Below are 26,143 nucleotides of genomic sequence, written 5' to 3'. Positions count from 1 at the left end.
GGTGGCCCATCCGGGGGGTTTTGTGCGGAGGTTCCGGGAGAACCTCCGACGAGGGAGGGATGCCGGTGCTACGACACCCCGAGTTGTCCTGAGAGGACCATGACGGCGGCGCCGCGCAGGACGATGTCCTGGCCTTGCTCCGTCATCCGCACGCGGACGCCGTCGTGGAACTCGGCGAGCGTCCGTGCACGGAGGGTCTCGACGGTCGCTTCCGCGAGGGGTCCGTCGAGAAGTTCGGTAGGGCCGGAGAGCACGATCTCCGACACGTCGAGAACGCCCACGATGGGCGCGAGCGCGATGCCGAGGCGCTCCCCCGCGTCGCGGAGGATCCCCTCGCGTTCCGAGGCGGATGCCGCGCCGATCCGCGCCGTGAGCGCGGGCACGGCGAGCCATGCCTCGAGGCACCCGACCTTCCCGCAGACGCACACGGGACCGCCGTCGGTGCCGACCGTGACGTGGCCGATCTCACCCGCCGCGAAGTGCGCGCCGCGCATGGGCTGAGCGGCGGCGAGCAGGCCCGAGCCGACACCGCGGCCGACCTTGACGAGCAGGACGTCGTCGCCGGCGCCGCCGAACGTGTACTCCGCGAGGACCGCGGCGTTGGCGTCGTTCGCGACGAGCACGGGCAGCGAGAGCGCCTCACGCAGCGCGCTCTCGAGGTCGAAGCCGACCCAGCCGAGGTTCGGCGCCGTGAGGATGACGCCGTGATCGTCGACGACACCCGGTGTGCCGACGCCGATGCCGAGGACGGGCGCGTGCGCCTGGGCGACGAGGTCGCGGGCGAGGGCGACGACCGTCTCGACGAGGTCCTGCGCGCCTGCGACGGGAGCGGACCGGCGGGCGACGATGTCGCCGTCGAGCGTCAGGACGGCGCCGATGAACTCGTCGCTCCCCGAGAGGTCGAGGCCGACGATGCGGTGGCCGTCGCGGTCGAGATCGACGAGCATGGCGGGCTTGCCGGGGCCGGATGCCTCGCGCATGCCCATCTCGGCGACGAAGCCGTCTGCGATGAGCTCGGCGACGAGGTCGGAGATCGTGACGCGTGTGAGGCCCGTCTCACGCGCCAGGTCGGCCCGGCTCATGGCGCCCTGGTGGAAGAGGGTCTGCAGGACGAGCGATCGGTTGTGCCCGCGAGCGTGCTCGGGCAGCACCTTGGCGCCCTGGCGGAGAGCCCGCCCAGGGCCGAAAACGCGAGAGCTCGCGGTTCCCTGCTGAGGGTGCGGCGGCTCGATCGTGGAGGAGCCGCGTTGCACGTCCGGTGAAGACATGTTTGTTAGTACACCTTACGAACAAACAATGCGCAAGCCGGCGGGGCGATTTGGACGGATCGTTTACAAACTTGTTACCTTCGGGCCGGATCCACTCCCCTTCGCCCGTCCACCGCCGTCACCTAGGCTGGGCGCCGGAGGACTCCATGAACCGCCGCATCGCCGCACTCACGATCACCGCGTTCGCCCTGTTGGGCCTCACGGCATGCACGGCCTCCCCCGCGCCGTCGAGCTCGTCCACCGCGCAGGCGGCGCCCGAGGGCGGCGACGGGCAGAGCGTCGCCGATGCGTGCGCGCTCATCCAGGACACGATGCAGCAGGCCACCGAGGACTTCGGCAAGGCCGCCGACGATCCCGCCGCCGTCGTCGGGGCGATGAAGTCGGCCGCCGACGAGCTCGCCGCCGCGGCGGACGAGATCACCAACAAGGATGTCGCGGCCGTGCTGCCGGGTGTCCAGCAGATGTTCGCCGACACCGCCGAGATCATGCAGGGCATCGTCGACGGCGACGTCTCGAAGATCGCCGATCTCGCGGCGCTCGGCGAAACGTTCCAGAGCACCGTCCAGGACTTCCAGGACCTCTGCGCCGCCGGGTGAGCCTCCCGGTCGTGATCGGACCGTCACCCGCCGGCTGAGCGGATCCCTTACCATGGAAGGGGAAATTCGGGAGCCGGGGGGTTTGGCATGACCGATCTGGCCGCCAGGCCTGACGCTGACGCGTCTTCGCCGGACGACGAGACCACTGCGATCGCGGGTGACGTCGACACCGTCGGCGCGCCCTCCGACGAGGGTCCCGACTCCCCCGCGTACGAGTGGGCAGCGGCAGAGCCGCACCCCCGCAAGCGCCGCCTCTGGCTGTGGATCGGCATCCCCGTCGCCACCGTCGCCATCGGCCTCGGTGCGGCATCCACGGTTCTCATCGCCCCCGGCACCTCGATCGCCGGCGTGCCCGTCGGGGGCCTGACCCCCGGCGCCGCCGCCGAAGTCGTGGGCCAGCGCCTCGCCGAGACCACTGTCGTGCTCACCGGCACGGGCGGCGACGCAGAACTGACCGGCGCCGAGCTGGGCGTCTCAGTCGATGCCGAGGCGCTCGTCGACTCCGCTTTCGCCGCGAGCCCCGCGTGGAACCTCGGCGCCTGGTTCGCCGAGCCCGTCGACGCTCCCGTCGCGATCGATACCGCCGTCGCCGTCGCGGCGCTGCGCGCCGCCGTCCCCTCGATGTACGTCGACCCCACCGATGCGACGATCGCCTTCGACCCCGCGACCGCGACCTACGTCGTGACACCCGCCATCGAGGGCGCGGGCGTCGATGTCGACGCCGTGCACGCCGCCGTCGCCGAGGCCTTCGCCGCCGGCGACGCGACGATCGACCTCGCGGCCACGACCGCGCCGGTCGAGCCTGTGGGGTCCACCTTCGTCGCCGACGCCCAGGCCGTCATCCTCAACCGCATGCTCGACACCGCCGGCTTCTACGTCGGCGCCGAGCGCACCGTCCCGATCGATCGCGCGACGCTCGCCGCGTGGCTCACGGTCGAGCCCGCCGACCGCGGCACGTTCGAGGTCAGCGCGGACCCCGCCGCGATCCAGCCCGTCGTCGACGGACTCGCCGCCGCCGTGAACCGCGCGCCGGTCGACTCCACGACGATCGTCAACGCCTCGGGCAAGACGCTCAGCACGCCGACCGAGGGCGTCGTCGGTCGCACCCTCGAGTCCACCGACGGCATCGCGAACTCGTACGCCGAGCAGCTCGCGACCGGCAACGCGGTCTACGCATTGCCCACCGCCGAGGTGCCCTTCAACACGACGACCCTCGCACGGCTGCTCGAGGTCGACCTGAGCGAGCAGCGGCTCTACCTCAAGGAGAACGGCGTCGTCGTCGACTCGTGGCTCATCTCGAGCGGCAAGGGCAACACGCCGACCTTCACGGGGCACTACACGATCAACTCCAAGGCGACCGTGCAGACGATGAACGGCTACGACCGCGACGCGCAGGGCAACATCACCGGCACGTACTCGACGCCGAACGTCAAGTGGCCCATGTACTTCAACGGCGGCCAGGCGTTCCACGGCGTCTACTGGCACAGCAACTACGGCAACCGCATGAGCCACGGCTGCGTCGGCATGCCCGAGTGGCGCGCGCAGCAGATCTACAACTGGTCTCCGTACGGCACCGACGTGTGGATCCACAGCTGATCCAGCCCTGACGCGGGCAGCAGGCACGGGATGCCGCGCGTTTGCGCGCCCGGACGGCGACTGCCTATCGTGAGCAGTGCGCCGCGTCAGCCGCGCCCGGCGGCGCCTCCGGCCACCGGCATCCCTCCTCCCGAAGGACTTCCGTGCCCCGTTTCGACCTGCCGCTCGCCGAGCTCCAGACGTACGCCCCCGAGATCGCCGAGCCCGCGGACTTCGACGCGTTCTGGGCCGACACCCTGACGCAGTCCCGCGCCGCGGGCGGCGAGGTCGTCGTGACGCCCGTCGACAGTCCGCTCGAGACGCTCGACGCGTTCGACGTGACCTTCCCCGGGTACGCGGGCGACCCCGTCAAGGCGTGGCTGCTGCTTCCCGCGGGTGCGGAAGCCCCGCTCCCGGCCGTCGTCGAGTTCAACGGGTACGGCGGCGGGCGCGGCCTGCCCTTCGAGCGGCTGGGCTGGGCATCGGCGGGGTACGCGTACCTCTTCATGGACACGCGCGGCCAGGGCTCGATGTGGGGCTCGGGCGGAGGCACGGCCGACCCCCACGGCACGGGGCCGTCGTCGAGCGGCTTCATGACGCGCGGCATCGAGGACCCCGCCGACTACTACTACCGGCGCGTGTTCACGGATGCCGTCCGCGCCGTCGACGCGATGCGCTCGCTCCCCCAGGTGGATGCCGCGCGGGTCGCGGTCGCCGGCGCGAGCCAGGGCGGCGGCATCGCCCTCGCGGCCGCCGGCCTGAGCGAGGGCCTCGTCGCGGTCTTCCCCGACGTGCCGTTCCTGTGCCACTTCTCGCGCGCCGTGGGTTTCACCGATGCGGATCCGTACCAGGAGATCGTGCGCTACCTCTCGGTGCACCGGGGCGCGGACGAGCGCGTGCACCGCACCCTGTCGTACTTCGACGGAACGAACTTCGCGACGCGCGCGACCGCGCCCGCGCTCTTCTCGGTCGCGCTGATGGACACCATCTGCCCGCCGTCGACGGTGTTCGCCGCCTTCAACCGCTACGGCGCGGCCGACAAGCGCATCGAGGTCTACACGCACAACGGGCACGAAGGCGGCCAGGCGTACCAGTGGGCCGAGCAGGCGCGCTTCCTGCGCGAGCGGGTCTAGCCCCAGCGCGCTCCGCCAGATCGGACCATTCGACGAGATTCGGACCATCGGCGCACGATGGTCCGAATCTCGTAGAACGATCCGCGTGTCGACGGATGCCGCGGCCGGGCGTCGTCCCGGGTCAGGGCGTCCGCGCCGGCGTCAGTCGACCGAGGTCACGTGCAGGACGAACGCCTGCACGGGCCACAGCGTCGGCAGCTGCAGGCCCGCCTCGACCAGGAGGCGGCCGGGCAGCTCGATCTCGCCCGCCATGTACCACTCGGGCGCGATCCACCCGTACTGCGTCTCGCCGATCTCGCGGCGGACGCGCACGCGGTAGCGGCGGTCGGGGTCGAGCCACGTGAGCCGCAGCCGCTCGGCGCGGGCGTCCTCGAGACTCGCGATCGTCGCGACGACGACGACCGAGGCATCCGGCGTCGCGAAGCCCGTCACGCGCCACGCGGGGTCGCGCAGGTCGGGGTGCACGACGGCGCCCGCGTGCACGATTCCGCGCAGCTCCTTGTAGAGGGCGCCGAACCGGGCGATCGCGGCGGTCTCGTCGTCATCGCACGAGAGGATGTCCCACTCGAAGCCGGACGACCCCATGAGGCTCGTCGCCATGCGGTACGACAGGTCGGTCGTGCGCCCCGAGCTGTGCGAGGTCGTGGGGCCGATGTGCGCGCCGACGATCTCGGGCGGCAGCAGCAGGCTCGTCCATCGCTGGATGTCCTGCCGCTCGACGGGGTCGTTCGAGTCGCTCGCCCACACGCGGTCGCACACCTCGAGGATCCCGAGGTCGGTGCGGGCTCCGCCGCTCGAGCACGACTCGATCTCGAGACCCGGATGCCGGGCCTTGAGCTCCGCGATCAGGCGGTACACCGCGAGCATCTGCACGTGCCCGCCGGGCCTGCCGTCGTGCGTCGACTCTACGAGGTCGCGGTTGTGGTCCCACTTGATGAAGTCGACGCCGACCTCGCGCACGGCATCATCGATCTGACCGAGCACGTGAGCGTACGCTCCGGGGTTCGCGAGGTCGAGCACGTACTGCGTGCGCCACGAGAGCTCGGGCTCGTGATCGAGGTGACCCGGGTCGTGCAGCAGCCACTCCGGGTGCGCGCGGGCGACGTCCGAGTCGAGCGAGACCATCTCGGGCTCGAACCAGAGACCGAACTGCATGCCGAGGTCGTGCACGCGCTGCGCGAGCGGCGTGAGTCCCTCGGGCCAGACGGTGCGGTCGACGACCCAGTCGCCGAGGCTCGTCGTGTCGTCGCGGCGACCCTGGAACCAGCCGTCGTCGAGCACGAACCGCTCGATCCCGACCTCGGCGGCCCGCTCGGCGAGCGCGAGCAGTCGCGTGGTCTCGTGCTCGAAGTACACCGCTTCCCACGTGTTGAGGATGAGCGGCCGAGGGGTCCGCGGATGCTGCGCACGTCCGCGAAGCCACGTGTGCGTGCGGGCGGAGAAGCCGTCGAGCCCCGCCTCGCTCCACACGAAGGCGACGCGCGGGGCGGCGTACTCGTCGCCGGGCGCCAGGACGATCTCGCCGGGACGCAGCAGCTCGCCGGCGCCGATGAGCGTCACGGCGTCGGTCACGCGGTCGACGCGGTAGGTCGTGTCGGACGACCACGCGGCGTGCGCCGCCCAGAGCCGCCCGCTCCCCCACCGGGGTGCGCGCTCCGAGGCGATCACGACGGTCGGGGCGTCGTGGCCGGGCCGACCGCGGCGCGACTGCCGCACCGTCGAACCCGCGGGCATGGCCGTCGTGACGGGGCGCTTCTCGCGCGCCCACCGTCCGTCGAACGTCGTGAGCGTGTCGGTCGTCGTCGGCACGGGCAGTGCCGACTCGAGCCACTCGATCTCGACGGGCGCGGACGGGCCCACGCGCCCGGAGGCTCCGGGCGTCGCGTCAGCGGCGCCTGGAGGGGGCGCGGCAACCGGATCCCCCGTGTGCCGAAGCGACTGCGCGACCCACACGACGCCGCCGGTCTCGATCGACACCCGCACGGTCAGTTCGAGATCGGATGCCGCATCCCGCGCCCGCGCGACCAGGGCGTCGTCCGTCGCCACATGATCGGTCTCGACCCAGCGGGCGTGGTGGAGCACTCCGCCGCGGCGCAGCTGCATGCCCGGGCGCCCCGTCCAGCCGTCGCCCTCGGCCGGCGAGAGCGAGACCTGCCAGGCCGCGTCGAGCGTGCCTTTGGACGACTGGCGGCTCAGGGCCGCAGCGAGAGCGGCCGCGTCGTCGTCCGTGACGGCGCCGAGCGCCGCGCCCCAGTGCAGGACGCGCGGGAGCCCGCGCGGACGGTGCTCGAGCAGCACGGAGACACCCTCGGCCTGAAGGTGGACGTGGCGCGTGGTCATGCGTTCTCCTCTCGCGGCGGGCGCTCGCCCGTGCCGCGCTCGACGATCCAGGTCGGCAGCTCGATCTGCCGGGTGAAGCCGGACGGGTCTCCGCCGCGCTCGAGGGCGAGCATCGCGGCGCGGCGGCCGAGCTCGACGGGGTCGTACGAGATGACGGTGACCCCCAGGACGTCGGCGGTGTCGAAGTCGTCGAAGCCGACGAGCGCCGTGCGGCCGTCGTCGTGCCGGTCGCGGAGCACCCGCAGCGCCCCCACTGTCACGCGGTTGTTGCCCGTGATGAGCGCCGTCGGGGCGTCGTCGGAGGCGAGCAGATCGGCCACGATGCCGTCGGGGCGGATGCTGAGGTCGTCGACGAGGCGCTCCCACCGCGCGCTGTCGTGGACGCCGTAGACCGCGAGCGCGTCTCGGTAGCCCCGCAGGCGCTCGGCCTGCGTGTAGACCGAGGCAGGGTTGCAGACGTAGCCGATGCGGCGGTGCCCGCGTGCGAGCAGCCGCATCGTGGCGTCGTACACGCCGCGGTGGTTCTCGATCACGATCGAGTCTGCGACGAGATTGCGCGCCGGCCGGTCTATCGCGATGACGGGCGTGCCGAGATGGCGCTCGCCCTCGAGGTAGGACTGGTCGTCGGCGACCGGGATGAGCAGCAGCGCGCCGACGCGCTGCGCGAGCAGGGCGTCGGCGACGCGCTCCTCGCCCTCCGCGGTGTCGTCGGTCGTCGCGACGACGAGCGCGAAGCCGTGGGCGGCGAGCTCCTTCTCGATGCCCGCCGCGACCTTGTAGTAGAAGGGGTTGCCGAGCTCGCCCATGATGAAGCCGAAGGTGTTGGTCGCGCCTCCGCGCCGCAGGCTGCGCGCGAGCGTGTTCGGCCGGAAGCGCAGGCGCTTGGCGGCTGCGAGCACCCGCTCGACCGTCTCGGGGGCGACGAGCTCGCGACTCGTGAAGACGCGCGAGACGGTCTTCGAGCTCACCCCCGCCAGACGCGCGACATCGTCGAGAGTCGCGCGGTTCTGCACCGTCATCGGCGGCCTTCCTTCGTCGGAACGCCGCCCAGCATAGCATCGTGGCAGCGAATGTCGACGTAGGACATTTGTCGGACATCTGCTCAGTTCATCGTATTCATGGGTCTGATAAAGCCCAGATCAAGCGATCTATTTTCTAGGCCTTCGGTGACAGGACACGACAAGACAGCGTTGACATTCAACCCTTGCGAGACCGTTCCCACGGTGCGTAATCTGCTCGTGCGACAACCCACGCGACGATGCGGCGGCACCCGCATCCCCAGTTCAAGGGTGAACCTGAGAAGGAGAGACACATGGCGAAGAAGTCATCGGCTGCGATCGCGCTCGTAGCCACGGGCGGCATCCTGCTGGCCGGATGCTCGGGCGGAGGCGGCGCAAGCGACGCCGACAACACGATCGACGGCGAGGTGAAGGGCGACATCACGTTCCTCACCTGGCGCACGGACCTCGAACAGGACGGCACGTTCGACAAGTACGTCGAGGAGTTCGAGAAGAAGTATCCCGATGTCAACGTGACGGTCGACGCACTGAGCGACTACCCGGCCCAGATGCAGACCCGCATGTCGACGACCAATTACGGCGATGTCTTCGGCATTCCGACGATCCAGCCCGACCAGTACGAGCAGTTCCTCGAGCCGCTGGGCAAGACGGCGGATTTCGAGGACAAGTACCGCTTCCTCCCGTCTTCGAGCTTCGAAGGCACGCAGTACGGCGTGGCGTGGGGCGGCAACGCCAACGGGGTCGTCTACAACAAGCGGATCTTCGACGAGGCCGGGGTGACCGAACTGCCCACGACCGAGAAGGAGTGGCTCGACGCTCTCCAGAAGGTCAAGGACAACACCGACGCGATCCCCCTGTACACGAACTACAAGGACGGATGGCCCCTGAGCCAGAGCTTCGGCAACCTGGGCGGGGTCACGAACGACCCCGACGCGCCCGTGACGCTCGCGGAAGACCCTGCGCCGTGGACAGAGGGCACCGATGTCTACGCCATCGACTCACTGCTGTACGAATCGGTCGCGGCGGGCCTGACGGAGGAAGACCCCCTCACGACCGACTGGGAGCAGTCGAAGGTCGACCTGGGCACGGGCAAGATCGCGGCCATGACGCTCGGCTCCTGGGCCGTCTCGCAGATGAAGGCCAAGGCCGAAGAGAACGGCGCCTCGGCAGATGACATCGGATTCTTCGCGTTCCCCGCGAACGTCGACGACGAGCAGTACGCCGTGATCGGCGGTGACTACAACCTCGGAATCAGCAAGCACTCCAAGTCCAAGGCCGCCGCGTGGGCGTGGCTCCAGTGGCTCGTCGAGGAGTCGGGCTACACCCAGACGCAGGGCATGATCTCGACGCTGATCTCCGACCCGCTCCCCGATTCCCTGGTCGCGTTCGAAGCCGCGGGCGTCAACCTGCTCGAGATCAACCCGGCGCCGGCCGGCAAGGAAGCGCTGCTCAACGAGACGTCGAACGATGCCCAGATCGACCTCTACGGCCCGATCTACCGCCAGAAGCTCGTCGACATCGCACGCGGCGCAGCCGACGGCGACAAGGAGAGCTACTTCGCCGAGCTCAACGACAAGTGGGGCGCGGCCGTCGAGAATCTCGCGGGCTGACCGAAAGGACGGTAGGCACAATGTCGATCACTTCTCCCGGTGGGGCTCCAGCCGGAGCGCCTGCCGTCCTCTCCCCGGCGGTCAGCTCTCGCCGGTTCCGCGGAGTCATGCGCGGAACCGGCGAGGGCCGGCCCCTCACCCCACGCAAGGGGCGCTTCGTCCGTGGGCTCACTCCCTGGCTCTTCCTCGCCGCAGCCGTCGGACTGCTCCTGGTCTTCACGTACTGGCCCGCGATCAACCTCTTCTACTACAGCGTCACCGACTGGGACGGCATCGATCAGCAGAAGAACCTCGTGGGCTTCGAGAATTACCTTGAGGTCTTCACAGACCCGCGGATCTTCTCCGTCTTCTTCGTCAGCCTCTACTACTTCGCGGCCTCGTTCGTCCAGATGGCGATCGCCCTCTACTTCGCGACGATCCTGAGCTTTTCGACACGGTTCTCGAGCTTCTTCCGCGGAGCGCTCTTCTTCCCCTACCTCATCAACGGCGTGGCCGTCGGCTTCGTCTTCCTCTACCTGTACCAGCCCGGCGGGACACTCGACACGGTCCTCTCGTGGTTCGGCGTGACGGACCCGCCGCATTGGCTCGGCGATCCGTCTGTCGTCAACTGGTCGCTCGCAGCCACGTCCGTCTGGCGCTATACCGGCATGGCCTTCGTGCTGTTCCTCGGCGCGATCCAGTCGATCCCGCACGAGCTGTACGAGGCCGCCGAGATCGACGGCGCTTCCCGCTGGGCCCAGTTCTGGGCGATCATCTTCCCCGGCATCCGCCGCGTCGTGGGCCTCACGGTCATCCTCGCGATCGCGGGCAGCCTCAGCGTGTTCGAAGTGCCCTTCGTGATGACCGGAGGCGCAAACGGTTCCAACACCTTCGTCATCCAGACCCTGCAGACAGCATTCACCTATCGGAGCGTGGGGCTCGCCTCCGCGATGGCGGTGGTCCTGCTCCTCATCGTGCTGGTCGTGACCTGGATTCAGCGCAAAGTATTCCCCGACGAGAAGGTCGACCTGACATGACCACGACAGAGCACACCATGACAGAGCCTCTCACCACGATGCCGATGCGGACCACCCCACCGCGGAAGATCCGCGGTCGATCGCCGCTCGAGCGCCTGCGCTCAGGCAGCGCGACGACTGCCAAATACACGAGCCTCGTCGTGGCGTCGATCATCACGATCCTTCCGCTCTCGGTTCTCCTGTTCGCGGGGCTGAAGACGGGCAAGGAATACGCCGAGACGGGCCCCTTCACGCCGCCGTCCGACTGGCTCAATTTCGACAACTTCGTCACCGCCTTCGTCAGCGGAGAGATGCTCCAGGGCTTCGTGAACACGACGATCGTCCTGGCCGTCTCCCTCGTGGGGACGATCTTCATCGGCACGATGGCCGCCTACGCCCTCGACCGGTTCAACTTCCGCGGAAAGCGGCTCGTCCTCGTGCTCTTCCTGGCCGCCACGCTGATCCCCGGCGTGACCACGCAGGTCGCGACCTTCCAGCTCATCAGCGCCCTCGGGCTCTACGACTCGATGGCGGCTCTCGTCATCCTGTTCATGGGCACCGACATCATCGCGATCTACCTGTTCATCCAGTTCATGCAATCCATCCCGGTGTCGCTCGACGAAGCGGCGATGATCGACGGCGCCAACCGCTGGACGATCTACTGGCGCATCATCCTTCCGCTGCTGCGGCCCGCGATCGCGACCGTCGTCATCATCAAGGGCATCGCGATCTACAACGAGTTCTACCTCCCCTTCCTCTATCTGCCGTCCCAGCAGTTCATCTCCACGGCGCTGTTCCGCTTCAAGGGCCCCTATGGGGCGCAGTGGGAGGTCATCGCCGCCGGGACGATCCTCGTCATCATCCCGACGTTCATCGCCTTCCTCCTGCTGCAGCGCTGGATCTACAAGGGCCTCACCGCGGGAGCCGTCAAATGACCCTCACCCTGACCCGCCGCCCCCTCCACGACGGCTGGACCCTCCGCGCTGCCGCCGGGCCCGCGCCCGCACCGATCGCCGGCGCGGTCGTGCCTGCGACCGTCCCCGGCTGCGTGCACACCGACCTGCTCGCGGCGGGCCTGATCCCCGACCCGTTCCTCGACGACAACGAGTCGGCGCTGGCCTGGATCGGGCTCGTCGACTGGACGTATCGCACGTCGTTCACGTGGACTCCCGACGGCGCCGAGCGCACCGACCTCACCTTCGCGAGCCTCGACACCGTCGCACGCGTGACGCTCAACGGCCGCGTCCTCGGCGAGACGGCCAACCAGCACCGGTCGTACCGGTTCGATGTGACGGACGTGCTCGTCGAGGACGCGAACGACCTCGAAGTCGCCTTCCGATCCCCCGTCAAGTACGCCAATGCGCAGAGCGTCGCGCTCGGCGCGCGCCAGCGCCCCTACCCGCTCCCATACGACGCGATCCGCAAGTCGGCGTGCAGTTTCGGATGGGACTGGGGCATCGCCACCTACACGAGCGGCATCGTGAAGGACGTCGCGCTCGAGTCGTGGTCGATCGCGCGGATCGCGCAGGCGCGCGTCGTCGCGACCCCGGAGGGCGACGGCGGCATCGTCACGGTCGACATCGAGGTCGAGCGAACGACGGATGCGCCATCCCGGCCGCTCGTCGTCAGCGTCGCGGTCAACGGGCCGGGGCTCGGCGACGTGCTGCCGGGCACGACCGTCGAGGTCGAGGGGGCTCGTGCGCGTGTGACCCTCGACGTGCCGGCAGTCGAGCGCTGGTGGCCCGCGGGCTACGGGGCGCAGCCCGTGTACGTCGTCGACGTCCGCCTGCGCGGCGACGAACCTCACGTCCTCGACGCGACCCACCGGACCGTCGGCTTCCGCGACGTGCGCTGGGACGTCACGCCCGACGAGTCCGGCACGCCCTTCACGCTCGTCGTCAACGATCAGCCCGTCTTCGTCAAGGGCGCCAACTGGATCCCGGACGACGCCCTGCCCGTGCGCATCACGCGCGACCGCCTGAATCGGCGCTTCGACCAGGCCCTCGACGCGAACCTCAACCTCATCCGCGTGTGGGGCGGCGGGCTCTACGAGTCGGACGACTTCTACGAGCTCGCCGATGAGAAGGGCCTGCTCGTGTGGCAGGACTTCCTGTTCGCGTGCGCCGCGTACGCCGAGGAGGAGCCGCTGCGCTCCGAGGTCGAGGCGGAGGCCCGCGACAACATCGCACGCCTCGCGCACCACACCTCGCTCGTGCTCCTGACAGGCAACAACGAGAACCTCTGGGGCTACGAGGACTGGGGCTGGAAGCAGCGCCTCGACGGCAAGACGTGGGGCGCGTACTACTACTACGATCTGTTCCCCGCGCTCGTGTCCGAACTCGCGCCGCACGTGCCCTATGCCCCCGGAAGCCCCTTCAGCCCCGGCGGCGGCTGGGACGGGCAGCAGCAGACGGGCCTGCACCCCAACGACGAGACGTCCGGCTCGATGCACCTCTGGGAGCAGTGGAACCGCCTGGACTGGACGACCTACCGGGACCACCGCCCGCGCTTCGTCGCGGAGTTCGGCTGGCAGGGACCGCCCGCGTGGTCGACACTGCTGCGCTCCGTGAGCGACGACCCGCTGACCCCCGAGTCGCCCGGCATGATCGTGCACCAGAAGGCGACCGAGGGCAACGTCAAGCTCACGAACGGACTCCTGCCGCACTTCCGCGTGCCGGAGGACATGGAGACGTGGCACTGGGCCATGCAGCTCAACCAGGCGATCGCGGTGCGCACGGCGCTCGAGCACTTCCGCTCGTGGGCGCCGCACACGCAGGGCGCCATCGTGTGGCAGCTCAACGACTGCTGGCCCGTCACGTCGTGGGCCGCGATCGACGGCGACGAGCGTCCGAAGCCGCTCTTCCACGGCCTGCGCCGCGCCTTCGCGCCCCGGCTCGTGACGCTGCAGCCGCGCGAGGGGGGTCTCGCCGCGATCGTGTCGAACGACACCGGCGGGGACTGGGCGGGCACGCTGCGCGTCCGCCGGCTCGCGTTCGACGGGACGGTGCTGGCCGAGACGGATGCCGCGCTCGAGGTGCCGTCGCGCGGCACGGTCACCGTGGCGATCGAGGCGACGGTCGCTGCCCCCGGTGACGCGGCGAGCGAGCTCGTCGTCGCCGAGATCGACGGCGTCCGCGGCGAGTGGTTCTTCGCCGAGCCGCGGGACTCGGCGCTCGGCGCCGCTGCTCTCGAGGTCGAGACGGCGCCCGCCGACGGCGGCACGCTCGTCACGGTGACGGCGCACAGCCTCGTGCGCGACCTGACGATCCTCGCCGACAAGGTCGACCCGTCCGCCGTCGCGACCGATGGACTGGTCACCCTGCTGCCGGGCGAGAGCGCCGGCATGCTGATCCGCCACGAGGGCACGCTCGACGCGGCGCGTCTCGGGGCGCCCGAGGTGCTGCGCAGCGCCAACCAGCTGGTCGCGCGGTGAACATGCTCGGCGGCCCCGTCTGCGGCATGACGTGGGGGTGGGTCGGCACACGCGGCACGTGGGGCACGGCCGAGGCAGCGGCATCCGTCGCGGCCATGGCCGACCACGCCGTCAACTGGACCGCGCTCGCGTACTCGGCTCTGCAGGCGACGCCGTTCTCGACCGAGATCCCGTTCCAGGACGCGCCGACCGTGACGGACGACGAGATCGTGTGGGCGATCCGCGAGGCCAAGAGCCACGGGCTCAAGGTGTGCCTCAAGCCCGTCGTCAACTGCGCCGACGGCACGTGGCGCGCCCACATCGGGTTCTTCGACCAGGACGTTCCGGGCGAGCCGACGTGGGGCGAGTGGTTCGTCTCCTACCGCGCGTTCCTGCTGCACGCCGCCGCGATCGCCGAGGCGGAGGGCTGCGAAATGCTCTGCATCGGCTGCGAGATGGTGCGCGCCGACGCGCGCGAGGCGGAGTGGCGCGCGCTCATCGCGGACATCCGGCTCGTCTACAGCGGGCTCGTCACCTACAACTGCGACAAGTACCAGGAAGACCGCCTCACGTGGTGGGACGCCGTCGATGTCGTGTCGTCGAGCGGCTACTACCCGATCGACGCGTGGGACGAGCAGCTCGACCGCATCGGAGCCGCGGTCGCGGCATCCGGCAAGCCGTTCATCTTCATGGAGGCGGGCTGCCCGAGCCGCGAGGGCTCGGCGGCGCGGCCGAACGACTGGACGCTCGCGGGCGCTCCGTCGGGCGACGAGCAGCTGCGCTACTACCGCGCGATGTTCGAGGCGTGCGCCGAGCGCCCCTGGGTGGAAGGCTTCATGCTGTGGGACTGGCCCGCGCGGCTGTATCAGCCCGAGGACGCCGCCCGGAACGACGATTACTGCCCGTACGCGAAGCCCGCCGGGGAGTACCTGCGCGAGACGTATGCGGTCATGAGCGGTGGGGAGCTGCGATGACGACGACACGGGTGCTCGCGATCGACGCGGGTCAGACCGGCATCAAGGTGCGCCTCGAGGCGCCCCACGAGCACGCCGAGGCGGTGTTCCGCGGCATCGACACGCACGAGCCGCTGCTGCCGCAGCTCGCCGAGGTCGTGCGCTCCGCGATCGCGAAGACGGGCGCCGTGCCCGACCTCGTGACGGCGGGCATCTCGGGGCTCACGGATCGGGACGCGGATGCCGCGCAGCTGCTCTCGCTCGTGCACGGCACGGGCGTGCGGGGCGCGACGCTCGCGCACGACTCGACGACGTCGTTCCTGGGTGCGCTCGGCGACGCCCGCGGCGCGGTCGTCGCCGCCGGCACGGGGGTCGTTACCCTCGCGGTCGGACAGGACGCCGTCTCGCGGGTCGACGGCTGGGGCTACATCATGGGCGACGCGGGCAGCGGCTACTGGATCGGGCGCGAAGCGCTCGACGCGGTCATGCGCGCATACGACGGCCGCGGGCCGGCGACGGCACTCACCGACCCCGTGCGCGAGCTGTGGCCGAGCCTCCCCCAGGCCTACATCGAGCTGCAGGCAGCCGAGGACCGCGTGCGGATCGTCGCCTCGTTCGCGGCGCACGTCGCACGGCTCGCCGCCGACGGCGATGCCGTCGCGCAGGCCATCACCGACCGCGCCGCGAGGGAGCTCGCCGCGAGTGTCACGACCTCGCTCGCGAACGTGCGGCGGGAGGCCGACGAGCGTTTCGCGGTCTGCGCGATCGGCGGCGTCTTCCGCTCCACTCGCCTGCACGACGCCTTCGCGGCGGCCCTCACCGACGGCGGCACGCGCACCGACGTCGCGCTCGTCGCCCCGCGCGGCGAGGGGATCGACGGGGCCCTCGCGCTCGCCGACCTCGCTGCGGGGCATCCGCTGTCGTCCGCCGTCTACCGGGCGGGAGCCGCGTGACGGCGCCCGGCCGGCTGCTCTTCGGCGGCGACTACAACCCCGAGCAGTGGGACGAAGAGGTCTGGATCGAGGATGTCGCGCTCATGCGCGAAGCCGGCGTCAACATCGTGACGCTCGGGGTTTTCTCGTGGGCGTTCCTCGAGGTCGACGACGACGTGTGGGACTGGGGCTGGTTCGACCGCGTCATCGCCCTCCTGTCCGAGGCCGGGATCGGGATCGACCTCGCGACGCCGACGGCGGCTCCCCCGCTGTGGCTGCACCGCGACCACCCCGAGATCATCCCCGTCGACCGCCGCGGCATCCGGTACTTCCCGGGCGGCCGCCTCGGCTGGTGCGCGAGCCACCCGACGTGGCACGCCTACTCCACGCGCATCGCCCGGACGCTCGGCGAGCGTTACGGCGCGCACCCCGCCGTGCGGATGTGGCACGTCGGCAACGAGCTCGGCGGCGGCAACCGCATCTGCTACTGCGAGGCATCCTCCGCCGCCTTCCGCGAGTGGACGCGGGCCCGCTACGGCACGATCGACGCGCTCAACCGGGCGTGGGGCACGGCGGTGTGGGGTCTGCGCTACCGGTCGTTCGACGACGTGACGGCGCCCCTCGCGAGCGAGTCGGGGCAGAACCCGTCGCTCCTGCTCGCCTACGACAGGTTCAGCTCGGACGCCCACCTCGACCAGTACCGCCGGGAGAAGGACGCGCTGCGCGCCGCAGGGGTGCAGACGCCCATCACGACGAACCTCATGCTCGGGGTCGGCGGCAGCGTCGCCGACTACGCGACCTGGGCCGGTGACCTCGACGTCATCGCGATCGACCAGTACACGCTGGCCGCCGATCCGCACCGCGAGCGGGAACTCGCCTTCGTCGCCTCGCGGGCGCGAGGCCTGGATCGCACCAAGCCGTGGCTCGTCATGGAGCACGCCGTGAGCGCCGTCAACTGGCAGCCGCGCAACGCGCCGAAGCGGCCCGGCGAGGCGACGCGGCACAGCCTGCAGCACATCGCGCACGGCTCGGACGGCGCGCTCTTCTTCCAGTGGCGGGCCTCCGCCTCGGGCGTCGAGCAGTACCACTCGGGCCTCGTGCCGCACGCCGGCACCGACACGCGCCAGTGGCGCGAGGTCGTGCGGCTCGGCGGCATCCTGGACCGCATCTCAGAAGTCGCGGGCAGTCTCGTGGAGCCCTCGCGCGTCGCGCTCGTCGCGGACCTCCCGGCGAAATGGGCGTGGGAGGAGGGGCAGAAGCCGCTCAACGACCACCCCCTCGAGCTCGCGGGGCGCCGCTGGCACGAAGAACTGTCGGCGCGCGGGCTCGTGCCCGACGTCGTGCCGCCCACCGCGGACCTGTCGGCGTACGACCTGCTCGTCGTGTCGGGGCTCTACGCTGTCGACGACGCGTCGGCCGCGCGCATCGCGGATGCCGCGGCCGCCGGCGCGACTGTCGTGATCGGCCATCTCTCGGGCATAGTCGACGAAGAGAACCGCGTGCGCACGGGCGGGTACCCCGGCGCGTTCCGCGACCTGCTCGGCGTGTTCGGCGAGGAGTTCGCGCCGCTGCTCGACGGGGAGCGTGTCGCGCTCGCGTCGGGCGCGATCGCGGTCGACTGGACCGAGCGCATCCGCGCCACGGACGCCGAGGTGCTCGACACCTACGCCGAGGGACCGCTCGCGGGACTGCCCGCCGTCACCCGCCGCCGTGTCGGCGCGGGTCAGGCCTGGTACGTCTCGGCCGACCTGAACGAAGGCCTCGGCCCGCTCGTGGACGACGTCGCGGCGGCCGCCGGGGTCGCACCGCGCGTGCCCGTCGTCGCGGGAGTCGAGGCGATCCGGCGCGTGAGCGGGGAGTCGTCGTGGCTCTTCCTCGTCAACCACGGCACGACCGACGCGCTCGTGCCGGCGGACGGCTACGACCTCGTCGCCGAGACGCCCGTCTCGGGCGCCGTCACGCTGCCCGCGGGCGAGGTCGCCGTGGTCCGCGAGACTCCCCGCGAGTAGCGCCCGGGCACACGAAAGTGGCGACCGGATGCCGCGGCATCCGGTCGCCCCTTTACTCGTGCGGGATCAGGCGAGGTCTTCGATGATCCGGTTGAAGGTCGCCGACGGGCGCATGACGCCCTCGACCGCGAGCGGGTCGGGACGGTAGTAGCCGCCGATGTCGACCGGCGTGCCCTGCACCGCGATGAGCTCTTCGACGATCTGCTGCTCGGCGGCCGTGAGCGCCTCGGCGACGGGCGCGAAGACGGTCGCGAGCTCGGGGTCAGCCTGCTGCTTCGCGAGCTCCTGAACCCAGTACAGCGCGAGGTAGAAGTGGCTGCCGCGGTTGTCGATCGTGCCGAGGGCGCGGCCGGGCGACTTGTCGTTCTCGAGGAACGTGCCGGTCGCGGCGTCGAGCGTGTCGGCCAGCACCTGCGCCTTGACGTTGCCCGTGAAGTCGGCGTAGTGCTCGAGCGAGGCCGCGAGCGCGAAGAACTCGCCGAGCGAGTCCCAGCGCAGGTAGTCCTCCTCGAGGAGCTGCTGGACGTGCTTGGGAGCCGATCCGCCGGCGCCCGTCTCGAACAGACCGCCGCCCGCGAGGAGCGGGACGATGCTCAGCATCTTGGCCGACGTGCCTACCTCGAGGATCGGGAAGAGGTCGGTGAGGTAGTCGCGCAGGACGTTGCCCGTGACCGAGATGGTGTCCTCGCCCTGGCGGAGGCGGTCGAGCGAGTACTGCGTCGCGGCCGCGGGCGCGAGGATCTCGATCGTGAGGCCGTCGGTGTCGTAGGCGCTGAGGTACTCGTGCACCTTGCCGATGAGGGCCGCGTCGTGCGAACGGCTCTCATCGAGCCAGAAGACGGCGGGCGAGCCGGTCGCGCGGGCGCGCGTGACGGCGAGCTTGACCCAGTCGCGGATCGCGATGTCCTTCGTCTGCGTCGCACGCCAGATGTCGCCGGCCTCGACCGCGTGCTCGATCAGGACGTCGCCGGCCTGGTTCACGACCTGCACGGTGCCGGGCGCCGCGATCTCGAACGTCTTGTCGTGGCTGCCGTACTCCTCGGCGGCCTGCGCCATGAGGCCGACGTTGGGGACGGTGCCGATCGTCGCCGGGTCGAGGGGACCGTGCGCGATGACGTCGTCGATGACCGTCTGGTAGACGCTCGCGTACGACGAGTCCGGGATGACGGCGAGCGTGTCGTCCTCGCCCCCGTCGACGCCCCAGAGCTTGCCGCCGTTGCGGACGAGCGCGGGCATCGAGGCGTCCACGATGACGTCCGAAGGGACGTGCAGGTTCGTGATGCCCTTGTCGGAGTTGACGTACGACAGGCGCGCGCCGCTCGCGAGGTCGGCCGTGATCGCGGCCGCGATCGCGTCGCCGCCCTCGACGGCCGTCAGGCCCGCGAGGATCGCACCGAGACCGTCGTTCGGCGTGAGCCCAGCCTCCGCGATCTTGTCGCCGTAGGTCGCGAAGACGTCGGCGAAGTACGCCTTCACGACGTGCCCGAAGATGATGGGGTCGCTGACCTTCATCATCGTGGCCTTGAGGTGCACCGAGTACAGGACGTCGTCGGCCTTCGCGGCCTCGAGCGTGTCGGCGAGGAACGCGTCGAGCGCCTTGGCCGAGAGGAACGTCGCGTCGACGATCTCGCCGGGGAGCACTTTGACGCCCGTCTTCAGCGTCGTCACGGCGCCGTCCGCGGAGACGTGCTGGATCGACAGGACGTCGTCGGACGCGATGAACGTCGTCTTCTCGTTCGACTTGAAGTCGTCGTGCCCGAGCGTTGCGACGCGCGTCTTGGATCCCTCGCCGAACGCCTTGTTGCGGTGCGGGTGCTTGCGGGCATAGTTCTTGACCGAGAGGGGCGCGCGGCGGTCGCTGTTGCCCTCGCGCAGGACCGGGTTCACGGCCGAGCCCTTGATGCGGTCGTAGCGCGCGCGGACGTCCTTCGCCTCGACCGTCTCGGCGTCTTCCGGGTAGTCCGGGATGTCGAAGCCCTGGCTCTGCAGCTCGGCGATCGCGGCCTTGAGCTGCGGGACCGAGGCCGAGATGTTGGGGAGCTTGATGATGTTCGCCTCGGGCAGCGTCGCGAGGCCGCCGAGCTCGGCGAGCGCGTCACCGACCTGCTGCTCGGGCGTGAGCCCCTGCGGGAACGCCGCGAGGATGCGGCCCGCGAGCGAGATGTCGCGGGTCTCGATGTCGACCCCGGCCTGACGCGTGACGGCCTGCACGATGGGCAGGAAAGACGCCGTCGCGAGAGCAGGCGCCTCATCGGTGTACGTGTAGAAAATGGTCGAGTCGGTCACCTGTGTCGTCTCCGTTCGGGTCGCGGTTCAGCCTATCGCACCGGCGAAACTATCTTGACATCGAGATACTTTGCCACGGGGCGAAACTCGACGTGCCGGATGCGGCTGATCCGGGCTAGCCTGTGCGTTATGGGTGACCTTCGACTGGTGGAACTGTCCGCGGCGACGATCGTGGCGGTCAACAATCTGTCGCTCAAGCCCGGTCAGGAGCAGTTCCTCGCCCCCATCTCGTACGCCGTCGCGGGCGCCGTCTCGAACCCCGCGACCGCGTGGCAGCGCGTCGTCCTGGACGAGGACGAGGTCGTCGGGTTCGTGAGCGCGAACTTCGATGACGAGGCTCCTGAAGAGCACTTCCGGTCGGTGCTGTGGCGCATCAACGTCGACGCCGACGACCAGGGCCGCGGCGTCGGCCGCTTCGCCGTCGAGAAGCTCCTCGAAGAGGCCCGAAACCGCGGCAAGGACCACGTCGACGTCATCTACGAAGCAGGCGAGGCCGGTCCCGAGGCGTTCTTCCAGCGCGTCGGCTTCACCGCCGTCGGCGAGACCGAGTACGGCGAGGTCGTCGCCGAGATCCGCCTGTAGCATCCGGCGCTCGACACGACGCTCCGCCTCCCGGCGCTCCCGGCTGACTTCCAGCAGCAGATTCGGATCGTTCTACCTCATTCGGACGTATTCGGCAGACGCATCCGAACCTCGTTGAGCGGTCCGAACTGAGCGACGTCAGGTCTCGGGGCCCCATCACGGCGATCAGCTGCGGCTCTTCGCCCAGCTCACCTCACTCGCTTCGGATCGTTCTACCTCATTCGGGTGCTTTGGGCAGAGGCATCCGAATCTCGTGGAGCGATCCGAAGCACGTGAGGTGGAGGTGTCCTCCACAGCGGGAGGGGACAAGGCGGTTGTCCCCGGGTGAGTCAGATCTCCGGGCAAGGTCGCAACGCGGCATCCATGATCTCCAGATGACCAGGCACCCGCATCGACTCCGCCGACCCCGATCACCCGTCCCGGACTGGCTCGAACAGGTGGGCGGAATCGCGCATCGTTCGCGCGCGCTCGCCGCCGGCTACCCACCGCACGCGCTCCGCGCGGCCGTGTCGGGCGGAGCGATCATGAGGGTGCGCCGCAACTGGCTGACGCTCGCGACCGTGGACGACGACCTGCGTGCGGCGGTGGCCGCGGGCGGGCGACTCGCCTGCGTGTCGGCGGCGCAGCATCGTGGATGGTGGATTCCACCGGCCGTCGCCGAGGACGAGCGCGTTCACGTCGCTGTGGCACCCCACAGCGCGGTGCCGCAGGGCCATCTTCGCGTGCACTGGTCGCGCCCGATCGTCCGGCCCGATTCCTTCGCACTGCTGGAGTCGGTCGAAGACACCCTCCAGCACGTCGCGGACTGCCTCCCGCGCGAGCAGGCCCTGATCCTCTGGGAATCCGCGTGTCATCGAGAGAAGCTGTCACGCGATTATCTGCTGAATGTCGACTGGCGCTCCCCCGATGCTCGCAACCTGGCGGAGGATGCCGATGCGCTCGCGGACTCCGGCTTGGAGACGCTCTTCGTCTCGCGCGTGCGCCGCCGCGGCGTGCGCGTCCGCCAGCAGATCGTCATCGGCGGCCATCCGGTCGACACGCTGATCGGCGAGCGACTCATCGCCCAGATCGACGGCTTCGAATTCCACTCGTCCGCGGCTGATCGAGGACGCGATGTGGCCCATGACGCCGAACTGGCCGCCCGCGGGTACACGATCCTGCGCTTCACGTACGCGCAGCTGATCTACGACTGGCCGGCCGTCGATCGCGCGATCGGCCGCGCACTCGCCGCGGGGCTCCATCGCGCCCGGTGAACTCGGATCCGTGAGGACGAAGCATCCGAATCCCGTTGAACGGTCCGAAGAAGACGGCGTCAGGGCTACGGGGACGTGGCGGAATGACGGATGCCGCGCCCTGCGCTGAGCGCGGGACGCGGCATCCGTCGCCTGAATCGACTGCTACACGAGCGACTCGCGCCACGCGGCGTGCAGCTGCGCGAACTTGCCCGTCCCCCCGATGAGGTTCTCGGGGCTGTCGTCCTCGATGATGCGGCCGTGCTCCATGACGAGCACGCGGTCGGCGATCGCGACAGTCGACAGACGGTGCGCGATGATGATCGCCGTGCGGTCGGCGAGCAGCGACTGCAGCGCATCCTGGATGAGGCGCTCGCTCGGCATGTCGAGCGAGGCCGTCGCCTCGTCGAGGATCAGCACGGCGGGGTCGGCGAGGAAGGCGCGCGCGAACGAGATCAGCTGGCGCTGTCCCGCCGAGACGCGCCCGCCGCGCTTGTTCACGTCGGTCGCGTAGCCGTCCGGCAACGCCTCGATGAAGGCGTCCGCGCCGACGGCGCGCGCGGCCGACTTGATCTCGTCGAGCGTCGCGTCGGGCTTGCCGAGCGCGATGTTGTCGGCGACCGTGCCGCTGAAGAGGTAGGCCTCCTGCGTCACCATGACGATCGCGCGGCGGAGGTCCTTCGGGTGCAGCGACCGCAGGTCGACGCCGTCGAGCGTCACACGACCCTCGGTCGGGTCGTAGAACCGCGACACGAGCTTCGCGAGCGTCGACTTGCCCGCGCCCGTCGTGCCGACGAGCGCGATCGTCTGGCCGGCCGGGATGTCGAGCGAGAAGTCGGGCAGGATGACGCGGTCCTTCGAGTAGCCGAAGAGGACGCCGTCGAAGCGCACGGCGCCGCGCGCGTTCCACAGGTCGACCGGCGTCCGCGGCTCGGGCACCGTCGGCTCCTCCTCGAGGACGCCGGACACCTTCTCGAGCGCCGCCGTCGCGGACTGGTACGAGTTCAGGAAGAACGCGACCTCCTGCATGGGCGAGAAGAAGTTGCGGACGTACAGGACGGCCGCGAGCAGCGTTCCGATGAGGAGCGTGCCGTCGACGACGCGGATCGCGCCCCAGAGCAGCACGACCGCGACGGTCACCGACGCGATCGCCATGAGACCCGGCTCGAAGGTGCCGAAGAGGCGGATCGAGCGCATGTTGACGTCGCGGTAGTCGCTCGCGAGACCGCCGAACTCCTCGTCGTTGCGGGGCTCCTTGCGGAAGGCCTTGACGGCGCGGATGCCCGTCATCGACTCGACGAACTTGACGATCACCTTGGCGCTGATGACGCGCGACTCACGGTAGACGAGCTGCGAGCGCGAGTAGAACCAGCGCATGAGCAGGAGCAGCGGGATGATCATGACGGCGAGGATCACGCCCGACTGCCAGTCGACGATGAGCAGCGCGACGAGTGTGAACCCGCCGTAGAGCAGGCCCGACAGCAGCTGGTTGAGGCCGCCGTCGAGGAGTTCGCGGATCGTGTCGAGGTCGCTCGTCTGCCGCGAGATGATGCGGCCCGACGTGTACGACTCGTGGAACTCGAGGCTCAGCCGCTGCGTGTGCAGGAAGATGCGCTTGCGCAGGTCGAGCATGATCGCCTGCGTGAGGCGTGCCACGACGACGACGTACCAGCCGATGAGAGCCGCCCCGCCGAGCGCCGTCACGAGGTAGACCGCGACGACGAGGATCGTCGGCATCCAGTCCGCCTCATCGACGGCCGCCGGCAGCGCCGTGTTGAGCCCGTACCCGATGAGGGCGGGGCCGAGGACGCGCAGGATCGTCGACACGACGAGCACGACGGCGGCGAGCGCGAGGTGGCCCCTGAGCGGCGTGACGAGCGACCCGAGCAGTCGCAGCGAGCGCTTGCGGATCGCACGACTCTCGGCGCGCGTGTAGTCGGAGCGGTCTTCGCCGCTGGTTCCTGTGACCGTGACGGTGCTCACAGGGTCACCTCCGTCGGTTCCTGAGTAGAGGCGTCGGCCTCGGAGCGAAGCTCGCGCGGTTTCAGATCGTCGTCGAACTCGGCGAGCTGCCGGCCCTCACGCTCGGCGTCCTCGAGGCTCGAGATGACGTGGCGGTAGTGCTCGCTCGTGCGGAGCAGCTCGGAGTGCGTGCCGACTGCCGTGATGCGGCCGGCCTCGAGCAGCGCGACGCGGTCGGCGAGCATGACCGTCGACGGGCGGTGGGCGACGACGAGCGCGGTCGTGGAGTGCAGCACTTCGCGCAGGGCGTCCTCGACGAGGGCCTCGGTGTCGACGTCGAGCGCCGACAGCGGGTCGTCGAGCACGAGCACGGCGGGCCGCGCCGCGACGGCGCGTGCGAGCGCGAGCCGCTGACGCTGGCCTCCCGAGAGCGAGAGGCCCTCCTCGCCGATGGTCGTGTCGACCCCGTCGGGCAGATCGTCGACGAACGCGGCCTGTGCCACCGCGAGCGCTTCGCGCAGCACGATCTCCGCCTCGGGACTGCCCGGCACGAGGTCCTCGCGGCCGATCAGGACGTTCTCGCGGACCGTCTGCGAGAAGAGCGTCGCGTCTTCGAACGCCATGCCGATGTGGGCGCGCAGCTCGGCGAGCGAGAGGTCGCGCACGTCGACGTCGTCGAGTGTCACGCGCCCCGCCGTCACGTCGTACAGACGCGTCGGCAGCGTCGTGAGGGTCGTCTTGCCCGAGCCCGTGAGGCCCACGAGAGCCATCGTCTCTCCGGGCCGCAGCACGAGGTCGACGCCGTCGAGCACATCGCGTTCGCGGGTCGCGGCATCCTGATACCGGAAGTGCACGTCCTCGAACGCGAGCCGGCCGCGCGGGGTCTCGATCGTCTGAGGCTCGGCGGGATCGGTGATCGTGTTCTCTTCGTCGAACACCTCGAAGATCCGGTCGGTCGCCGTCCGCGCGTCGAGCAGGAACGAGAAGAGGAATCCGATGGACTCCATGGGCCAGCGCAGCACTGTCGCCATGGCGAAGAACGCGATGAGCTCGGACGGCTGCAGCTGGCCGAGGGCCGTGAGGTAGATGCCCGCACCGAGACACAGCGCGAACGCGATGTCGGGCAGGATCACGAGCCAGAACCAGATCCAGCCGACGGCGCGCGCCTTGCTGAGCTCGGTCTCGCGCAGCGATTCGGCCTGTCGCGCGAACTTCTGCAGCGCGTGCTTGCCGCGGCCGAAGGCCTTGAGGACGCGGATGCCGTGCACCGACTCCTCGACCGACGTCGCAAGGTCGCCCGCCTGGTCCTGGGACTGACGTGCGAGCGATCCGTACGACTTCTCGAAGCGGTAGCCCGCGTACCAGAGGGGCGCGGAGCACACCAGGAAGATGGTGCCGAGCAGCCAGTGCCAGCGGAAGAGCAGCGCCGTGCCGACGACGATCGTGATGACGTTGACGACGAGCAGCACGATGCCGAACGCCATCCAGCGGCGCAGCATGCTGATGTCCTGCATCATGCGGCTCAGCAGCTGGCCGGACTGCCAGCGGTCGTGGAACGACACGGGCAGTCGCTGCAGACGCGCGTAGAAGGTCTGCCGCAGGTCGTACTCGACCTTCGTCGCGGGCCCGAGGACGAACCAGCGGCGCAGCCACACCATGAGCGCCTCGGCGAGCCCGAGCGCGAGGATGAGCGCCGAGCCCCACGCGATCTGGGCGAAGTCGCCCGAGGCGATCGGGCCGCGCACGACGACCTCGAGCACGAGCGGGATCGTGAGCGCGAGCAGGCTCGCCACGAGCGCGCTCACGGCGCCGAGGATCAGGCGCGGTAGGACGGGGCGCGCGAAAGGGAGCAGCCGCGCGAGGGCGCGCGGAGTGGAGAGGGGCGAGGAATGAGCGGTGTTGGTCATGATCCTTGTGGGGACGGATGCCGCGGCGACGCGACGAGACAGCGAGGAGCGCGTGAGCGCGAGGGTGAGGCCGGTCACCCGGCCTGTCGAGAGGAAACGCGTGGGGGCCCGGGCGTATGCCGGACCGCTGAGAACTAGCTGCGCGCTGCCCCGACGGCGGGGCGGGCCTTGCCGAGGGCCGCACCCGGGGTGAGGAAGACGACGACCGGCTGGGTGGCGATGACTGCCTGGTACATGACTTCCTCCTCGGATCGTGGTCAGCCGCGCGACCGCGCGACAGCCCTCCAGAGTAAACCTGGGAGTCGGCTGAACGCAAGCCGGGATCGGCGGGG

Annotated in this window: 18 protein-coding genes; 12 read left to right on the top strand and 6 right to left on the bottom strand. The window is 70.1% G+C overall.

Annotation, left to right across the window (positions count from 1 at the left end):
- Window positions 1-68: 68 nt before the first annotated feature.
- The gene (locus MJ607_RS18500) at window positions 69-1,268 is read right to left on the bottom strand and encodes an ROK family transcriptional regulator (protein WP_243077106.1); all 1,200 of its coding nucleotides are present in this window, start codon (window positions 1,266-1,268) and stop codon (window positions 69-71) included.
- 146 nt (window positions 1,269-1,414) lie between these two features.
- Here MJ607_RS18500 and MJ607_RS18495 point away from each other — a divergent pair, with 146 nt between their 5' ends.
- The 3 genes from MJ607_RS18495 to MJ607_RS18485 all read left to right on the top strand — a co-directional run bounded on the left by MJ607_RS18495 (window position 1,415) and on the right by MJ607_RS18485 (window position 4,572).
- On the top strand, window positions 1,415-1,864 hold the full coding sequence (locus tag MJ607_RS18495; protein ID WP_243077105.1) for a hypothetical protein: 450 nt from the start codon (window positions 1,415-1,417) through the stop codon (window positions 1,862-1,864).
- A gap of 87 nt (window positions 1,865-1,951) precedes the next feature.
- A complete protein-coding gene (locus tag MJ607_RS18490; protein ID WP_243077104.1) occupies window positions 1,952-3,460 on the top strand; it encodes a L,D-transpeptidase in 1,509 nt (502 codons plus the stop codon).
- Window positions 3,461-3,603: 143 nt separating this feature from the next.
- Complete coding sequence (locus tag MJ607_RS18485; protein ID WP_243077103.1) at window positions 3,604-4,572, top strand: acetylxylan esterase; 969 nt, start codon at window positions 3,604-3,606, stop codon at window positions 4,570-4,572.
- 141 nt (window positions 4,573-4,713) lie between these two features.
- Here MJ607_RS18485 and MJ607_RS18480 read toward each other — a convergent pair whose 3' ends face one another.
- Both MJ607_RS18480 and MJ607_RS18475 read right to left on the bottom strand, forming a co-directional pair.
- A complete protein-coding gene (locus tag MJ607_RS18480) occupies window positions 4,714-6,912 on the bottom strand; it encodes an alpha-galactosidase (protein ID WP_243077102.1) in 2,199 nt (732 codons plus the stop codon).
- Window positions 6,909-7,931, bottom strand: coding sequence for a LacI family DNA-binding transcriptional regulator (locus MJ607_RS18475; protein WP_243077101.1), 1,023 nt, complete (start codon window positions 7,929-7,931; stop codon window positions 6,909-6,911). The genes MJ607_RS18480 and MJ607_RS18475 overlap by 4 nt, the downstream gene beginning before the upstream one ends.
- Window positions 7,932-8,224: 293 nt before the next feature.
- On the opposite strand from MJ607_RS18475, the gene MJ607_RS18470 reads away from it, so the two are divergent.
- The 7 genes from MJ607_RS18470 (at window position 8,225) to MJ607_RS18440 (ending at window position 17,842) form a co-directional block, all read left to right on the top strand.
- Complete coding sequence (locus tag MJ607_RS18470) at window positions 8,225-9,541, top strand: ABC transporter substrate-binding protein (protein WP_243077100.1); 1,317 nt, start codon at window positions 8,225-8,227, stop codon at window positions 9,539-9,541.
- A gap of 107 nt (window positions 9,542-9,648) precedes the next feature.
- Window positions 9,649-10,557 (top strand): carbohydrate ABC transporter permease, encoded by a 909-nt coding sequence (locus MJ607_RS18465; RefSeq protein WP_243077099.1) that lies wholly within the window; start codon window positions 9,649-9,651, stop codon window positions 10,555-10,557.
- On the top strand, window positions 10,554-11,471 hold the full coding sequence (locus MJ607_RS18460; RefSeq protein ID WP_243077098.1) for a carbohydrate ABC transporter permease: 918 nt from the start codon (window positions 10,554-10,556) through the stop codon (window positions 11,469-11,471). The genes MJ607_RS18465 and MJ607_RS18460 overlap by 4 nt, the downstream gene beginning before the upstream one ends.
- Window positions 11,468-13,969, top strand: coding sequence for a glycoside hydrolase family 2 protein (locus tag MJ607_RS18455; protein ID WP_243077097.1), 2,502 nt, complete (start codon window positions 11,468-11,470; stop codon window positions 13,967-13,969). Before MJ607_RS18460 ends, MJ607_RS18455 begins: the two co-directional genes overlap by 4 nt.
- 2 nt (window positions 13,970-13,971) lie before the next feature.
- A complete protein-coding gene (locus tag MJ607_RS18450) occupies window positions 13,972-14,922 on the top strand; it encodes a 1,4-beta-xylanase (protein WP_243077141.1) in 951 nt (316 codons plus the stop codon).
- Entirely contained in the window at window positions 14,919-15,854 is a 936-nt protein-coding gene (locus tag MJ607_RS18445) for an N-acetylglucosamine kinase (RefSeq protein WP_243077096.1), read from the top strand. The genes MJ607_RS18450 and MJ607_RS18445 overlap by 4 nt, the downstream gene beginning before the upstream one ends.
- Window positions 15,851-17,842 (top strand): beta-galactosidase, encoded by a 1,992-nt coding sequence (locus MJ607_RS18440; RefSeq protein ID WP_243077095.1) that lies wholly within the window; start codon window positions 15,851-15,853, stop codon window positions 17,840-17,842. Before MJ607_RS18445 ends, MJ607_RS18440 begins: the two co-directional genes overlap by 4 nt.
- A gap of 66 nt (window positions 17,843-17,908) precedes the next feature.
- Here MJ607_RS18440 and MJ607_RS18435 read toward each other — a convergent pair whose 3' ends face one another.
- Entirely contained in the window at window positions 17,909-20,128 is a 2,220-nt protein-coding gene (locus MJ607_RS18435; RefSeq protein WP_243077094.1) for an NADP-dependent isocitrate dehydrogenase, read from the bottom strand.
- A 129-nt stretch (window positions 20,129-20,257) separates the two neighbouring features.
- On the opposite strand from MJ607_RS18435, the gene MJ607_RS18430 reads away from it, so the two are divergent.
- Both MJ607_RS18430 and MJ607_RS18425 read left to right on the top strand, forming a co-directional pair.
- Window positions 20,258-20,710 (top strand): GNAT family N-acetyltransferase, encoded by a 453-nt coding sequence (locus tag MJ607_RS18430; RefSeq protein ID WP_243077093.1) that lies wholly within the window; start codon window positions 20,258-20,260, stop codon window positions 20,708-20,710.
- 560 nt (window positions 20,711-21,270) lie between these two features.
- A complete protein-coding gene (locus tag MJ607_RS18425; protein ID WP_243077092.1) occupies window positions 21,271-21,963 on the top strand; it encodes an endonuclease domain-containing protein in 693 nt (230 codons plus the stop codon).
- Window positions 21,964-22,107: 144 nt separating this feature from the next.
- Here the strand turns inward: MJ607_RS18425 and MJ607_RS18420 are convergent, their stop codons facing one another.
- Window positions 22,108-23,925 carry an ABC transporter ATP-binding protein gene (locus MJ607_RS18420; protein ID WP_243077091.1) on the bottom strand — a complete coding sequence of 606 codons (1,818 nt, stop codon included), beginning with the start codon at window positions 23,923-23,925 and terminating at the stop codon, window positions 22,108-22,110.
- Window positions 23,922-25,811, bottom strand: coding sequence for an ABC transporter ATP-binding protein (locus MJ607_RS18415; protein WP_243077140.1), 1,890 nt, complete (start codon window positions 25,809-25,811; stop codon window positions 23,922-23,924). Before MJ607_RS18415 ends, MJ607_RS18420 begins: the two co-directional genes overlap by 4 nt.
- Window positions 25,812-26,143 lie beyond the last annotated feature (332 nt).

This window comes from Microbacterium sp. SS28, assembly GCF_022761035.1.
Classification (GTDB): Bacteria; Actinomycetota; Actinomycetes; order Actinomycetales; family Microbacteriaceae; genus Microbacterium.
This window is presented reverse-complemented; position numbering and strand designations above follow the sequence as displayed.

What these genes read in the sequence shown, in the direction of transcription:
- MJ607_RS18475 (WP_243077101.1), bottom strand. Translation starts at nt 7,931, where the DNA reads ATGACGGTGCAGAACCGCGCGACTCTCGACGATGTCGCGCGTCTGGCG.
- MJ607_RS18445 (WP_243077096.1), top strand. Translation starts at nt 14,919, where the DNA reads ATGACGACGACACGGGTGCTCGCGATCGACGCGGGTCAGACCGGCATC.
- MJ607_RS18470 (WP_243077100.1), top strand. Translation starts at nt 8,225, where the DNA reads ATGGCGAAGAAGTCATCGGCTGCGATCGCGCTCGTAGCCACGGGCGGC.
- MJ607_RS18415 (WP_243077140.1), bottom strand. Translation starts at nt 25,811, where the DNA reads ATGACCAACACCGCTCATTCCTCGCCCCTCTCCACTCCGCGCGCCCTC.
- MJ607_RS18450 (WP_243077141.1), top strand. Translation starts at nt 13,972, where the DNA reads ATGCTCGGCGGCCCCGTCTGCGGCATGACGTGGGGGTGGGTCGGCACA.
- MJ607_RS18500 (WP_243077106.1), bottom strand. Translation starts at nt 1,268, where the DNA reads ATGTCTTCACCGGACGTGCAACGCGGCTCCTCCACGATCGAGCCGCCG.
- MJ607_RS18465 (WP_243077099.1), top strand. Translation starts at nt 9,649, where the DNA reads ATGCGCGGAACCGGCGAGGGCCGGCCCCTCACCCCACGCAAGGGGCGC.
- MJ607_RS18460 (WP_243077098.1), top strand. Translation starts at nt 10,554, where the DNA reads ATGACCACGACAGAGCACACCATGACAGAGCCTCTCACCACGATGCCG.
- MJ607_RS18495 (WP_243077105.1), top strand. Translation starts at nt 1,415, where the DNA reads ATGAACCGCCGCATCGCCGCACTCACGATCACCGCGTTCGCCCTGTTG.
- MJ607_RS18430 (WP_243077093.1), top strand. Translation starts at nt 20,258, where the DNA reads ATGGGTGACCTTCGACTGGTGGAACTGTCCGCGGCGACGATCGTGGCG.
- MJ607_RS18480 (WP_243077102.1), bottom strand. Translation starts at nt 6,912, where the DNA reads ATGACCACGCGCCACGTCCACCTTCAGGCCGAGGGTGTCTCCGTGCTG.
- MJ607_RS18490 (WP_243077104.1), top strand. Translation starts at nt 1,952, where the DNA reads ATGACCGATCTGGCCGCCAGGCCTGACGCTGACGCGTCTTCGCCGGAC.
- MJ607_RS18455 (WP_243077097.1), top strand. Translation starts at nt 11,468, where the DNA reads ATGACCCTCACCCTGACCCGCCGCCCCCTCCACGACGGCTGGACCCTC.